Genomic DNA, 14,686 nt, shown 5'->3' on the forward strand with positions numbered 1-14,686 from the left:
GATTACTGATGACGATCAGTGTACGGAAGCAGGGACAGGTAGCGAGCGCGCTTGATGCAACGAGCGAGCTGGCGCTGGTATTTTGCACGAGTACCGGTAATACGGCTCGGGACAATTTTACCGCTTTCGGTAATGTAGTTTTTCAGTGTAGCGATATCTTTGTAATCAATCTCTACAACGCCTTCCGCGGTGAAACGGCAGAACTTGCGACGACGGAAATAACGTGCCATTTGGCTAGTCTCCAGAATCTATCAAATCAATCTGCTCGGCATGTAACACCATTCTACTCTGACCATTGCGTGCCTGATGGCAGCTAATAAAGCCTTCGAGAGTGAGTTGCGTGCCGACCGTTATATGTTGAGTAATCACCTGATGGGTGCTGCCGCTGATAATCACCGGCATTTGACACCAGGCTTGCCGGTGGAAACCGGCCTCCTCCTGCACAGAACGATGCTCAAGCACGAACTGGCAATGAGGTATCCCTGACGGACTGACTTTTCGAACCGGCGTCTTGCACACAGTGCCAGACAGGCGCAGTCGATTTGCCGTCATGACGGATTACTCTTCAGAATCCCCAGCATCTGAGTCATCAGCCGATTCGTTAGCAAAGTCTTCGCGGCGATCACGACGCTCGTCTTTAGCTTTAACCATCGGAGATGCTTCAGTTACCGCGTGCTTAACGCGCATAACCATGCTGCGGATAACGGCGTCGTTGAAGCGGAAGTTAGTTTCCAGCTCGTCAATCACTTCCTGCGGCGCTTCTACGTTCAGCAGAACATAGTGAGCTTTGTGCAGTTTGTTGATTGGGTAAGCCAGCTGACGGCGGCCCCAGTCTTCCAGACGGTGAATCGTGCCCTGTGCACCGGTGATAGCACCAGTGTAACGCTCGATCATACCTGGAACCTGTTCGCTCTGGTCAGGGTGGACCATAAATACGATTTCGTAATGACGCATCGATAGCTCCTTACGGATTATTCAGCCTCCTGTCGGGGTCAGCTGCGGCCCACGGAAGCAAGGAACGTTATAGGTTGTGAATCATTCAATAAATGAAACACACCTCTGAATGCAGCTGAAAAATTGACGCGTAATCATACTGGCGTCCCCGCAGAAACTCAAGCGCACAATTCATCAAATAGCGACTATCGTGCCAGCTGATGCTGCTTTTTGTGCTAAGTGTTGAGATTCATTGCGTTAGCAGATGCTTCATCAAATTCTCTGAAGAAAGCGTTCAGCAGGACGATCTGGCGGCAAGCTGGTTAAGCACTACACTAGTTACAGGCGCAACGATTTAACCATTTCGTAACGTCTGAGAGTGTAATCCCTGGAGTGAGGAGTCGATTATGAAAATCATCATTTTCGCCACTTTACTGGGTCTCTTCCTGTCTACCCCCGCTTTTGCCAGCTCCGCTGACCAGGCGTTGCAGATGAGAAGTCACAACAGCAACGCGGCATCAGGCTATGTCTACGTTAATCGTTTGGATGCGCCTGCAAGCAGTAACCCTGTCAGTGCTAATACCAGCGCCGCCGAACGGTTGTCGTCACAACTTTAGTGCGGCTTATCGCAACGGGTTGGCGTCAATCACGCCAACCCGCTTTAGTTTATAAATGATGTTTAAAGAAGCTGACCAGCGCCGTCAGGGCCGAAGGCGTGATTTTATGGCCGATATGCTTCTCAGAAAGTGAGGTCAAGTGTTGATCGAGCTCCGCGTCACGTAACGCTTTGTCTAGCCGCACCGTTTCGGCAAAGGGCACCACTTCATCCGCTTCGCCGTGCCACAGCAGTAATGGCCGATTCGCCAGTTTTTGTAACTGTTCGCTGGGATCATAGGGTGCCAGCGGAGCTAAACGCGCGGCAAAGGTCTCTTTCTGTTCTGGCGTACGGGCCACCAGCGGCGGAAACAGCGTATGACTGAGCTGCATGAAATAACCGGAGCCCATCAAACACGCCACGCTGTGAATCTGTGGGTAGCGCGCCATTGCGCCGAGCGCGGTCATGCCGCCCATCGATGCGCCCGCCACGGCAAAACGCTCATCGGCAATCCAGTCATTCTCACGCAGCGCCGCTTCCAGCACCGCCACTTCATCAATGTTCTGTTTGAGGATGTCCCAGAAGTGCGTGTTTCGCATTTCGGTATCGCCGTTATAACGCGCACCGTGCATATCTGCATCGGGCATGATGACGCGGAAACCGGCCTGCGCCAGCGCCACGGCAAAGTAACTGTAAACCTCTTTCGAAGAGGTAAACCCGTGGTAGAACAATACCGTCGGTAAACGTGCTTGCCGCTGCCCGGTCGGTGCCGCGTGAATACATTCGATACCGGCCAGATTCTCCGTTGCCAACTCAATCATACCGCCTCCATTGAGAATGATTATCACTGGACTCAGTGTAAGCGCTACCGGACAAAATGCGAGCCACTTCACATTAAGTTGTAATAATTTCTGCCCTAAACATTTAGCGCGCTTTGCCGTTGATCTTGTACCCCTCCAATAATCTCAAAAGGTACTTTATGCAGCGTCTTTCTCTCAGCGCCATGAGTCTCGGAATTAAGCTGTCTGTATTGACGTCTTTGAGCGTGGCAATTGTGCTCTTTACGTTGACCCTTACCCTAAGCCATAACGCGGCCCGTCAGCTGGAACAGCTGGCGACCGATGATATGCAGAATCAGGTGCAGGGCATTAATGAAATGGCCACCATGTTCAACGCCACGCTATCGGAAGAAGTGGCAAATTACACCAAACTGTTCCAGAGCTTTCTGCCAAAACGCTTTAGTCGCGACGAAAGTGAACGCATTCAGGTGGGTGAATTCAGTACGCCAACGCTACGTGCCGGGCTGAAAACCCTCAACCTCGACCAGATTGCCGTGGATGATTTCCTCGATCGCACCGGCGCGGTCTCCACCGTTTTCGTGCGTGACGGCGAGGATTATGTGCGTATTTCCACCTCGCTGAAAAAAGAGGATGGCAGCCGGGCGATTGGCACCAAACTGGATCGCAGCAGTGCCGCCTGGCGCAGTGTGAATCAGGGCGCGGTATATCGTGGCCTGGCAACGCTGTTCGGCCATCGTTACATCACGCAGTATCAGCCGGTGCAGGATAGCAGCGGCGCGGTGATCGCTATCCTGTTCGTGGGCGTGCAGATCGATGCGCAATACGCGCTGATGCGCGACAAAGTGCTGGCGCGTCATTTAGGTGACAGCGGCACCTTCTCGGTGCTCAACGGTGCGCCGGGCAGCAGCCAGGGACACTATCTGTTTGATCGTCAATCTGAAGGCAAACTGCCGCGCTGGGATCAGGCCACACAAAAGCAGCTGCTCAGCCAACCGAAGGGATTAGTCGCGGTTGAACTTGAGGGCGAAACCAAACTGCTGGCGTGGCAGCAGCTGCCGGGCTGGAACTGGATCATCGTTAGTGAGGTGAGCCGTGCCAGCCTGCTGGCGCCCATCACGCACAGCCGTAACCTGTTTATGGCGATTGGCCTGGCGCTGGTGGTTGCGTTTGCGCTTGGCTTTATGTGGTACAGCCGCCGCGCCATTACACGTCCGCTGCAGCAGGTAATTCATCTGGCGGAACAGTACGCCGCCGGTAATTTGCAGGCGCATCTTGACTCCACACGTCGTGATGAGATCGGTCAGCTGGTTAGCGCCATCAACGGCATTGGCGATGGATTGGAAAAAGTCGTCAGCCAGGTGCGCTCGGCCGCGCGTGAGATCAGCAGCGGCACCGACACTATCGCCGCCAGCAGCTCCAGCATTAGCGAGCAGATTGGCCGCCAGGCCAGCAGCGTGGAAGAAACCTCGGCCAGCATGGAGCAGTTTGGCGCTACGGTGGCACAAACCGCCGCCAACGTGCGTCAGGCCATGGCACTGGTGGGTGAAGCAGCCAATACCGTCAATCACGGCGGCAGCACCGTAGCGCGCTCGGTGGAAACCATGTCGGAGATCCGCGTTGCGTCGCAGAGCATCGCCGATATCACCCACGTCATTGAGTCAATCGCATTTCAGACCAACATTCTGGCGCTGAACGCCGCGGTTGAAGCGGCGCGTGCCGGTGAACACGGTAAAGGTTTTGCGGTTGTCGCTGCTGAAGTGCGTGCGCTGGCGCAGCGCAGTGCCAATGCCGCTAAAGAGATTGATGGGTTGATCGCCAGCTCAATCGATAAAGTGGCGGCCGGGCATACGCTGTCGGAGCAAACGCGCGATGCGATGAGCCATATCGTCAATCACATTGAGCAGGTTAAAACGTTGATGGGAGAGATCAATATTGCCGCACAGGAGCAGGCGGCAGGTATTGGCCAGGTGAATCTGGCGATGAATCACATCAGCCAGGCAACCCATCAAAGTAGCGATATGATTAATCAGTCAGAATCCACCGCCAATCATCTGAGTCAGAAAGGTCACCATCTGACCCAGCTGGTGAGCATTTTTCATCTGAAGGACTAAAACTGCTGGGAAGATGGCATACACTTGAACCATCTTCCCCCTTCTGGAATTGCCATGCGTACTCTCTTTCTGGTGTTAACGCTGCTGCTCAGCGGCTGCGCTGCTTTCACCACCACGCCACAAGCCCCGCCGCCGCCAGGTCATCAGGCGCAGGAAATTTCGCGTGCGCAGAGTTATGGATTGCCGAAGCTCGGCACTATCACTGCCACCACGCGCGGCTCGCCGGATGATGCGCAGCGCGCCATCGCCGCCAAAGCCAATCAGGCCGGTGCGGTTTATTATCAGATTCTGATGCTGGATGAGACCACCATTCCCAGCTTCTGGTACGCCACCGCCATTCTGTATGGCGCCCCCTCAACCGGCACTGGCGCGCAGCAGTAAGCGTGCGCAAAGATCGTCACTTAACGCGCGTTTACCGCGCATATCGAGGTGCTGCTGACACCAGCCATCGGCCAGCGGCGGCTCAGCGACTTTCAGCAGAATTGCCGCGCTGGCCAGCAGATACAGCTCACGCGTGATGTCGCGTGCTTGCCCTTCGCGCACGTGAGCAAGCTGCAAACGCAGCTGTCGCCAGCGACGATCGAAATGGCGATTACTGCCTTTTACCGCATCAAACTCATCGTGCAGCATGGTTATCACTTCTGAATGGCGACCCATTACGCGCAGTACATCAAGGCACATCACGTTGCCAGAACCCTCCCAGATGCTGTTGACGGGCATCTCTCGATATAGCCTTGGCAGCTCGCTCTGTTCGCAATAGCCGATGCCGCCCAGCACTTCCATCGCTTCCGCCACAAACGGCATCCCCGCCTGACAGACGGCAAATTTGGCGGCAGGGGTGAACAAACGCGCATATAAGCGTTCATGTTCGCTGGCGGGCGATGACCAGGCACGTGCCAGACGCATCAACAGCGCAGTTTGTCCCTCCAGCTGCAGCGCCTGCTGCGCCAGCACTGCATGCATCAGCGGCTGATCGATAAGGTTTTTGCCCATCACTTGGCGCTGCTGCGCATGGTGTACGGCAATTGACAGCGCGCGGCGCATTTGGCCGTGGCTGCCCAGCGTGCAGTCGAAGCGCGTCATGCCGCCCATTTTCAGGATCAGCCGTACGCCGTCGCCCTCTTCGCCCATCAACCAGCCAATGGCATCCTGAAACTCGACTTCGGCACTGGCGTTGGAGCGATTGCCCAGTTTGTCTTTGAGACGCTCGAGGCGAATAGCGTTACGCGTGCCGTCCGGCAGCAGGCGCGGCAGGAAGAAGCAACTCAGCCCTTGTGGCGTTTGCGCCAGAACCAGATGCGCATCGCTCTGCGGTACCGAGAAGAACCATTTGTGGCCGGTAATACGATACGCCTGACCGGCACCACGCACACCTAACGGCTCAGCGCGCGTGGTGTTGCTCAACACATCGGTGCCTCCCTGTTTTTCCGTCATGCCCATGCCAATCAGCAGGCCGCGTTTCTTATTGCCCGGCAGATGATGCGCGTCATAACGATCGCTGAGCAGCGTTTCGCGCCAGTCAGCATAGGGTTCAGGCAGATGATTTTGCAGCAGCGGAATGGCGGCATGCGTCATGGTGACGGGACAAAGCGAGCCTGCTTCAACTTGCGCATGCAGGATAAATCGCGCGGCACGTGCCACCATCGCATGTGGCTGCACGTCGGGTTGCCAGCTGAGATTGTGCAGTCGGCTGGCACACAATCCCTGCATCAGCAGATGCCAGGCCGGATGAAAGCGCACTTCATCGAGACGTTCACCGCGCGCATCGTAACGCAGCAGCTCCGGCGATTCGACGTTGGCCAGGCGGCCTAGTTCCAGCGATTCAGCGCTGCCAAGTTGCAGGCCCACTGAAGCCAGCCATTCACGGTCCCAGCTAGCACCTTCGCGTGCAACCGCCTCACACAAGGCGATATCACGCGTAAACAGGTTACTGTTGCTGAGCGGATGGGGTTGATTGAATACGGTGTGGGTTGTCCAAATCATAAATATCCCCGTCATACTTCGAGCTACAGGTGCGTTGGCTACGTGTGTTCACCCCAGTCACTTACTGATGTAAGCTCCTGAGGAGTCACGCACTTGCCGCCTTCCTGTAACTCGAATTATTTAGGGTATAAGTATGTAGCTGTTTTGCAGTTATGCTCGGCCTGGAAAATTTTTTGCGGCGGGGATCACGCCTGACGCTGACGAACGGCTTCGAACAGACATACGCCAGTGGCCACTGACACGTTCAGTGACGATACGCTGCCTGCCATAGGGATGCTGATCAGCTCATCGCAATGTTCACGCGTCAATCGACGCATACCTTCACCTTCCGCCCCCATCACCAGCGCCATCGGGCCAGTCATTTTGCTTTGGTAAACGGTATGATCGGCTTCACCCGCGGTGCCGACTACCCAAATGTTGTATTCCTGCAGCAAACGCAGGGTACGTGCCAGGTTGGTGACGCGAATCAAAGGCACGTTTTCTGCCGCGCCGCTCGCCACTTTTTTCGCCGTGGCATTCAGCGGAGCTGCGCGGTCTTTCGGCACGATGACCGCATGCACGCCAGCGGCATCAGCGCTACGCAGGCAAGCACCGAGATTATGCGGGTCGGTAACGCCATCCAGCACCAGCAGGAACGGCTTTTCCAGGCTCTGCAGCAGATCCGGCAGATCGCCTTCCTGGTACTGCTTGCCCGGCTTTACGCGCGCCACAATACCCTGATGTACGCCGCCTTCAACCTGGCTATCCAGCCATTGGCGATTGGCAACCTGCACCGGAATACCCTGAGCTTCCAGTGCGAGGATCAGCGGTTGCAGGCGACGATCTTCGCGGCCTTTAAGGATAAAGACTTCCTGAAAACGCTGCGGATCGCGCTCCAGCAGCGCCTGCACGCTATGAATACCAAAAATTATTTCACTCATTACTTTGCTCAAGGTTGGAGATGAATCATGAAGAGATCGGCCATTATTCAGGTGCGCATAAATGCGCACCCTACGAAAACACGTTGCTGGTGTGTTAGGTCGCCGTTAAAGGCGACCACACAATCAGGCTTCGCCTGTTTGCTTCTTCGACGCGCGCCTGGACTTGGTGGCGGCGGCGATTTTACGGGTTTTCTCCGAGACTTTTTTGCCTTTTTTCTCGGTTTTAGCCGGTTTTTCAGCAGCCGCAGGCTTTTTCTTCTCGCCGCGGAACGCTGAATCAGGTTCAAAAGTCCCCTTCTTACCGGCGTCACGACGGCGTTTGGCCGGTGGCTTGCCGCCGCGTTTCTCACGCTCGCGCTCGGTTTTGCCTTCGCCGCGCGGTACACGCTTGCTGGAGATCAGCGCGAAGTCGATTTTACGCTCATCCATATGCACCGCATCAACGCGCACTTCAACCGCATCGCCAAGACGATAGGTACGACCGCCGGATTCACCAATCAGACGCTGGCCTACCGCATCGAAGCGATAATAGTCGTTATCCAGCGACGAAACGTGCACCAAGCCATCGATAAACAGATCGTTAAGACGGACGAAGAAACCAAAACCGGTCACGCTGGAGATCACACCGCTGAACACGTTGCCGACCTGATCTTGCATGAAGTCGCACTTCAGCCAATCGGCGACATCGCGCGTGGCTTCATCAGCACGACGCTCGGTCATCGAACAGTGTTGGCCAAGCTGCAGCATCTGCTGCATATCGTAGTGATAGCCGCCGGTCGGCGTGGTGATGCCATCCACTTCACCCCGCTCTTTCGCCAGCAAATATTTGATGGCGCGATGCAGCAGCAAATCGGGATAGCGGCGAATCGGTGAGGTAAAGTGCGCATAAGACGCCAGCGCCAGACCGAAGTGGCCACGGTTTTCCGGGTCATAAACTGCCTGCTTCATTGAACGCAGCAGCATGGTTTGCAGCATTTCTGCATCTGGACGATCGGCCACTTGCTTCAGCAGGTCGGCATAATCAGTCGGGTGCGGCTTGGCACCGCCCGGCAGGCTTAAGCCCAGTTCGTTGAGTACGGTGCGGAAACTTTTGATGCTGTCTTCGCTTGGACGATCATGATCGCGGAACAGTGCAGGCTCTTCATTTTTCTCAACAAAACGCGCTGAGGCAATGTTGGCGAGAATCATGCACTCTTCAATCAGCTTGTGCGCATCGTTGCGTGAAGTGCGCTCCACGCGCTCAATGCGACGCTCGGCGTTAAAGATAAACTTGGCTTCATCGGTCTCAAACGAAATGCCACCACGCTGCTCACGCGCGGTTTCCAGCACCTGATACATGTTGTGCAATTCATGCAGATGGGGCACCTGCGCTGCGTATTGTTCACGCAGATCGGCATCACCTTGCAGAATGTTCCACACTTTGTTGTAGGTCAGTCGCGCGTGGGAGTTCATCACCGCTTCATAGTGTTTGAAGCCGGTGAGTTTGCCGCTGGAGGAGATGGTCATCTCGCACACCATGCACAGACGATCAACCTGTGGATTCAGCGAGCACAAGCCGTTGGAGAGAATCTCCGGCAGCATTGGAATAACCTGCGACGGGAAATAGACGGACGTGCCGCGCTGATGCGCTTCATCATCGAGCGGCGTGCCGGGACGGACGTAATAGCTCACATCGGCAATCGCTACCCACAAACGCCAGCCGCCACCGCGCTTCTTCTCGCAGAAAACGGCGTCGTCAAAGTCGCGCGCATCTTCACCATCAATGGTGACCAGCGGCAGGTTACGCAAATCAACGCGCCCTTTCTTCGCATCTTCCGGTACTTCTTCTTTCAGCCTGGCGATCTGCTTTTCCACTTCTTCCGGCCAGCTGTGCGGAATTTCATGGGTGCGCACCGCCATATCCACGGCAAGGCTGGTTCCCATATCATCGCCGAGCAGCTCGGTAATTTTGCCGAGCGCTTTGCTGCGACGCGTGGCGCGTTGCGTGATCTCAACTACCACCACTGAACCCATGCGCGCGTTGAGCGTTTCTTCTTGTGGGATCAGGATGTCGAAGCTCAGACGGCTGTCATCAGGTACCACAAATCCCGTGCCCGCATCGGTGAAGTAGCGACCAACAATTTGGCTGTTGCGCGGCTCGAGAACGCGTACCACACGCGCTTCACGACGACCTTTACGATCGGCGCTGCCCGGCTGCGCCAGAATAACGTCGCCATGCAGGCAGAATTTCATCTGTTCGGCAGAGAGATAGAAATCATCTTTCTGTCCCTCCACGCGCAGGAAGCCATAGCCATCGCGGTGGCCAATCACTTTACCGCGAATGAGATCGAGACGTTCTGGCAGGGCGTAACATTGACGGCGAGTAAACACCAACTGACCATCGCGCTCCATGGCACGTAGACGACGGCGCAGCGCTTCCAGCTGCTCTTCGCTGGTGATATTCAGTTCCTGCGCGATGTCATCGCGGCTGGTCGGTTTTTCCCGTTTCTCTAACAGCGCCAGAATGAATTCACGGCTGGGAATAGGGTTTTCGTATTTTTCAGCTTCTCTATCCTGAAAAGGATCTTTTGACATTACGGTTCCTCCGATGTCATTTAATTTGGATTGCCACCGGCGGTTCGGACAATAAAAGTTGGTACAGCGCATCGTTATCTTTGACCAAATCGGCCAGCGTATATTTATCCAGCTCCTTGAGGAATAACTGGACCGCATCGTGCAATGCTTTACGCAAACGACAAGCTGGCGTGATGACACACTCGTTGCAGTTCACGAGCTGCAGTGGCTCCATTTTTCGTACCACTTCGCCAATCACGATTTTTTCCGGGTTCATGCCTAAACGAATTCCGCCGTTTTTACCGCGTGTTGCGGCGACAAAGCCAGCCCGGCTGAGTTGATTGATGATTTTGACCATATGGTTACGCGACACCCCGTAGGTATCGGTGACTTCGGTAATGTTGGTCTGCTTACCTTCCGGTAACGTCGCCATATAAATCAGCGCACGCAAACCATAATCGGTAAAACTTGTTAGCTGCACATATACCTCAGTGAATCATCGGTCGTTATGACTATGCGCCGGTCGGCGTGATGTTTAAGTATGATGATAAACCAGAGCGTGGTGGCCGGTGCGTTTTTTTCCGGCAAGTATCGATATTTGCAAGAAAAAATAGAGTGAGTGGAGTCAAAGATTAGAAATACAAAGGCCGGGCGATACCCGGCCTTGAGAGATTATGCGTCGAATGGATCGCGCAGAATCATCGTCTCACTACGGTCTGGGCCGGTAGAAATAATATCAATCGGCACACCGGTGACTTCTTCTACACGTTTGATGTAGTCACGTGCAGCCTGCGGCAGACCTTCCAGCGTCTTCACGCCAAATGTCGTTTCGCTCCAGCCTGGCATCGTTTCATAGATCGGCTCAATGCCTTCCCAGCCTTCAGCGGCCAGCGGCGTGGTGGTCATTTCGCGGCCATCAGGCATGCGATAAGCTACGCAGATTTTTACTTCTTTCAGCCCATCCAGCACGTCCAGTTTGGTCATGCAGAAACCAGACAATGAGTTGATCTGCACTGCACGGCGAACGGCAACCGCATCCAGCCAGCCGGTACGACGACGACGACCGGTTGTCGCGCCAAACTCGTGGCCTTGCGCACACAGGAACTCACCCGTTTCGTCAAACAGTTCGGTCGGGAATGGACCTGCACCTACGCGGGTTGAATAAGCTTTAACGATACCCAGCACGTAATCAACGTAGCGCGGACCAATACCTGACCCGGTTGCCACGCCACCTGCGGTGGTGTTGGATGAGGTGACGTACGGATAAGTACCATGGTCGATATCCAGCAGCGTACCCTGTGCACCTTCGAACATGATCAGGTCGCCACGCTTGCGCGCGCCGTCCAGCAGATCAGAGACGTCAACCACCATGCTAGTGATAATATCGGCAACCGCCAGCGTATCACTCAGCACTTTTTCGTAGTCGACAGCATCCGTTTTGTAATAGTTAACCAGCTGGAAGTTGTAGAAATCGACGATCTCTTTCAGCTTCACGGCGAAGGTTTCTTTATTGAAGAGATCGCTCACGCGCAGACCGCGACGGGCAACTTTATCTTCATAGGCTGGACCGATACCACGACCGGTAGTACCGATAGCTTTAGCGCCGCGCGCTTTTTCGCGCGCTACATCCATGGCTACGTGGTATTGCAGAATCAATGGGCAGGCTTCAGAAATCAGCAGACGTTCACGTACCGGCACACCGCGCTCTTCCAGACCTTTCATCTCTTTCATCAGCGCTTCAGGCGACAGTACAACGCCGTTACCGATGATGCTGGTGACGTTTTCACGCAGGATGCCAGATGGAATTAAGTGGAGGACGGTTTTTTCACCGTTGATGACAAGTGTGTGGCCTGCATTATGGCCACCTTGGTAACGCACGACGTAATTCGCGCGCTCTGTCAGAAGGTCTACGATCTTACCTTTACCTTCGTCACCCCATTGGGTGCCCAGTACGACGACGTTCTTACCCATTTTTTCAAAATCACCGATTGCTTAAAAATGGATTCTACCACCTGACTTTTACTCTTTCAGCACTTTTAGCATACGATTGCGCTGTTTTTTGCCTGAGTTTTGATCATCACAACATGTTGGGGGGAACAATGGCCACCAGACACAATTGGGTTGCGAGATATCACGCAAATTTGTGTTTATCAACCTGCGTGCATACTGATCATGGCGTAAATTACCACGCCCGCTACCACCAGTCCGCCACCAAAACGGTGCAGTAGACGATCGGGCAGTTGGGTCATCGCCAGAATCATGCGACGCCAGACGCGTGGCATAAACATGGGGCCAAGTCCTTCCAGCACCAAAACTAAAGCCAGCGCCATCCAGATGGTTGTGTTCATGTTTTTTTCCCAAAAAAAAGGCCGACAACATTGTCGGCCTGGACTTTATATCAGTTCTTAACGCGTGGCGTTAGTCGGCGCTTTCATATAGCGGAAGAAATCGCTATCCGGGCTCAGCACTAACACATCCTGATTGTCAGAGAAGCTATTCTCATAAGCGCGCAGGCTGCGGATAAAGGCATAGAAATCCGGATCCTGACTGAAGGCATCAGCAAACAGTTTTGCTGCTTCACCATCACCTTCACCCCGTGAGATCAGCGCCTCACGCTGAGCTTCTGCCAGAGTACGCGTAACCTGATAATCGGCTTGCGCGCGCAGTTTTTCTGCCTCTTCCTGACCTTGTGAACGCTGACTACGGGCAACCGCTTCACGCTCGGCGCGCATACGGTTGTAGATAGCGTCAGACACTTCCGTTGGCAGGTTGATCTGCTTAATGCGCACGTCGACAACCTGAATACCTAAAGCAGCCATACTGTTCGGGTTGGGTGCCGGTTCGCTGCTATTAGTTTCACGCTCTACGCGTGCCGCTGCATTGGCAATCGCATCATCTGCTGCTGGCGTCTGCACTTCATCGTCATTGCCCGCGCTGCCGGTATTCAAAGCATCTCGAACATCGGTGGTTAAGCGGCCACGTGAATCGGTCACGATGTCTTTCACATCCAGACGACCCATTTCAGAACGCAGACGGTCACTGAACTTACGTTTCAGCAATACTTCGGCCTGAGAAACGTCGCCACCACCGGTTGCCAGGTAGTAACGGCTGAAATCACTAATGCGCCATTTGATATAGGAATCAACGATCAGGTCTTTCTTCTCTTTGGTAACAAAGCGATCCGCCTGGTTATCCATGGTCTGAATGCGCGCATCCAGAGATTTCATGGTTTCGATAAACGGGATTTTGAAATGCAGACCCGGTGCGTACACCAGCGGTTTGTTTTCATCGTCACGCAGAACTTTGCCAAAGCGCAGCACGATGCCGCGTTGGCCTTCCTGCACCACGAACAGTGACGCGTAAAGCACCACCAACACTACAATAATTACGGCGATGATTGGCTTACGCATCGATTACTCCCTCCCTTGACGCTGGGTATCGTTGCGCAGCGCATTGGCGCGACGCTGATCCATGATGCTGTCTGGACTGTATGATGAGGTATCACCACGGCTCGCATTACTTTCGGAAGACGAAGGTGATTTCATGAGATTCGTCATTTTTTGACCGCTCTGGCCCGAGGCCTGACCACCGCGCATCAGTTGATCCAATGGCAGAACCGTCAAGTTGCTGCCACGATCGCTGATCAAAACTTTGCGAGTATGGCTGAGCACGCGTTCCATCGTTTCAATGTAGAGACGCTCTTTAGTGATTTCAGGTGCGGCCTTATATTCTGGCAGCAGGCGCGCAAAACGAGCCACTTCACCCTGCGCTTCTAGCACCGTACGTTCTTTATAGGCGCGACCTTCTTCAAGGATACGCTGGGCCTGGCCATTAGCGCGCGGCTGAACTTCATTCGCATAAGCTTCGGCTTCACGCACGTACTGCTCGCGGTTTTCACGCGCAGCAATCGCATCATCAAATGAGGCTTTAACCTCTTCCGGTGGACGCGCCGCCTGGAAGTTCACGTCTAGCAGGGTAATACCCATGTTGTACGGACGAATGGTTTCGTCGAGCTCACGCTGCGTTTCGCTACGTACCACGGTACGACCTTCCGTCAGAATGCGATCCATGGTTGAGCGACCAATGACGCCACGTAAGGCGCTGTCCGTTGCCTGACGCAGACTATCGTCGGCGCTGGTCACCGCATACAGATAACGCTCCGGATCGGTCACGCGGTATTGCACGTTCATTTCAACGCGCACAACGTTTTCATCCGACGTTAACATCACGCCAGACGCCGCCAGTTCACGCACGGCTTCGACGTTAACGGCGCGAACCTGATCGATAAACGTTGGCTTCCAGTTAAGACCGGGCTCAACCAGATGGCTAAATTTGCCAAAACGCGTTACCACACCGCGTTCTGCTTCTTTGATGGTGTAGAAACCGCTAGCCGCCCAGATAACGACCGCTGCTACGGCAACAATGCCCACTATTTTGCCACCGCTACCGCCGCTGCGTTGGCCATTGTCATTCTGTTTGCCACCGCCCAGTCCACCGAGTTTTTTGCTCAGTTTACGGAAGATATCATCCAGATCAGGTGGTCCCTGATCGCGACCTCCTTTATTTCCCCCAGAGTTGCCGCCTTGATTATTGCTGCTTCCCCACGGGTCGCGGTCCTGTCCGTTATTTCCGGGCTGATTCCACGCCATGTCTCTACTCCATTTATTGTATTTACGGTTTTACCCTTCATCTTTCGGATTGCAGCTGCGTTGGCTGCCTTCACGCACCCCAGTCACTTACAGATGTAAGCTCCCGGGGATTTGCTCAGTTGCCGCCTTGCCGCAATCCGAA

Annotated in this window: 15 protein-coding genes; 3 read left to right on the forward strand and 12 right to left on the reverse strand. The window is 54.5% G+C overall.

Annotation, left to right across the window (positions count from 1 at the left end):
- Positions 1-2: 2 nt before the first annotated feature.
- Genes rpsR through rpsF form a run of 3 tightly spaced genes read right to left on the reverse strand, consistent with a single transcriptional unit; the run spans position 3 to position 954 of the window.
- Positions 3-230 carry a 30S ribosomal protein S18 gene (gene rpsR, locus AC07WB_RS17245; protein ID WP_002210155.1) on the reverse strand — a complete coding sequence of 76 codons (228 nt, stop codon included), beginning with the start codon at positions 228-230 and terminating at the stop codon, positions 3-5.
- Positions 231-234: 4 nt separating this feature from the next.
- Positions 235-552, reverse strand: coding sequence for a primosomal replication protein N (gene priB, locus AC07WB_RS17250; protein ID WP_007892027.1), 318 nt, complete (start codon positions 550-552; stop codon positions 235-237).
- 6 nt (positions 553-558) lie between these two features.
- Positions 559-954: a 30S ribosomal protein S6 gene (gene rpsF / locus AC07WB_RS17255; RefSeq protein ID WP_007892026.1), complete on the reverse strand. Its 396-nt coding sequence runs from the start codon at positions 952-954 to the stop codon at positions 559-561.
- A 386-nt stretch (positions 955-1,340) separates the two neighbouring features.
- Between rpsF and AC07WB_RS17260 the strand changes: the two genes are divergently transcribed.
- A complete protein-coding gene (locus AC07WB_RS17260) occupies positions 1,341-1,550 on the forward strand; it encodes a hypothetical protein (RefSeq protein WP_097095896.1) in 210 nt (69 codons plus the stop codon).
- Between the two features lie 49 nt (positions 1,551-1,599).
- On the opposite strand, the gene yjfP is transcribed toward AC07WB_RS17260, so the two are convergent.
- A complete protein-coding gene (gene yjfP, locus AC07WB_RS17265) occupies positions 1,600-2,349 on the reverse strand; it encodes an esterase (RefSeq protein ID WP_345828158.1) in 750 nt (249 codons plus the stop codon).
- Positions 2,350-2,507: 158 nt separating this feature from the next.
- Here yjfP and AC07WB_RS17270 point away from each other — a divergent pair, with 158 nt between their 5' ends.
- Positions 2,508-4,439, forward strand: a complete 1,932-nt coding sequence (locus AC07WB_RS17270; RefSeq protein ID WP_345828156.1) for a methyl-accepting chemotaxis protein — start codon at positions 2,508-2,510, stop codon at positions 4,437-4,439.
- 54 nt (positions 4,440-4,493) lie between these two features.
- Positions 4,494-4,820 (forward strand): biofilm peroxide resistance protein BsmA, encoded by a 327-nt coding sequence (gene bsmA / locus AC07WB_RS17275; protein ID WP_345828154.1) that lies wholly within the window; start codon positions 4,494-4,496, stop codon positions 4,818-4,820.
- Here the strand turns inward: bsmA and AC07WB_RS17280 are convergent.
- The 8 genes from AC07WB_RS17280 to hflK form a co-directional block, all read right to left on the reverse strand.
- Entirely contained in the window at positions 4,794-6,422 is a 1,629-nt protein-coding gene (locus AC07WB_RS17280) for an isovaleryl-CoA dehydrogenase (RefSeq protein ID WP_494940925.1), read from the reverse strand. The two genes, bsmA and AC07WB_RS17280, sit on opposite strands and share 27 nt — an antisense overlap.
- 185 nt (positions 6,423-6,607) lie before the next feature.
- Entirely contained in the window at positions 6,608-7,342 is a 735-nt protein-coding gene (gene rlmB, locus AC07WB_RS17285; RefSeq protein WP_097095891.1) for a 23S rRNA (guanosine(2251)-2'-O)-methyltransferase RlmB, read from the reverse strand.
- Between the two features lie 123 nt (positions 7,343-7,465).
- Positions 7,466-9,916: a ribonuclease R gene (gene rnr / locus AC07WB_RS17290; protein ID WP_494940926.1), complete on the reverse strand. Its 2,451-nt coding sequence runs from the start codon at positions 9,914-9,916 to the stop codon at positions 7,466-7,468.
- Positions 9,917-9,932: 16 nt separating this feature from the next.
- Complete coding sequence (gene nsrR, locus AC07WB_RS17295) at positions 9,933-10,376, reverse strand: nitric oxide-sensing transcriptional repressor NsrR (protein WP_097095889.1); 444 nt, start codon at positions 10,374-10,376, stop codon at positions 9,933-9,935.
- Positions 10,377-10,567: 191 nt separating this feature from the next.
- On the reverse strand, positions 10,568-11,866 hold the full coding sequence (locus tag AC07WB_RS17300) for an adenylosuccinate synthase (protein WP_007892015.1): 1,299 nt from the start codon (positions 11,864-11,866) through the stop codon (positions 10,568-10,570).
- Between the two features lie 179 nt (positions 11,867-12,045).
- On the reverse strand, positions 12,046-12,243 hold the full coding sequence (locus tag AC07WB_RS17305) for a DUF2065 domain-containing protein (RefSeq protein ID WP_097095888.1): 198 nt from the start codon (positions 12,241-12,243) through the stop codon (positions 12,046-12,048).
- Between the two features lie 57 nt (positions 12,244-12,300).
- Entirely contained in the window at positions 12,301-13,305 is a 1,005-nt protein-coding gene (gene hflC, locus AC07WB_RS17310; RefSeq protein WP_097095887.1) for a protease modulator HflC, read from the reverse strand.
- A gap of 3 nt (positions 13,306-13,308) precedes the next feature.
- The gene (gene hflK / locus AC07WB_RS17315; protein WP_097095886.1) at positions 13,309-14,544 is read right to left on the reverse strand and encodes an FtsH protease activity modulator HflK; all 1,236 of its coding nucleotides are present in this window, start codon (positions 14,542-14,544) and stop codon (positions 13,309-13,311) included.
- Between the last annotated feature and the right edge of the window lie 142 nt (positions 14,545-14,686).

Source organism: Pantoea sp. GW821-FHT03E06, from assembly GCF_059420725.1.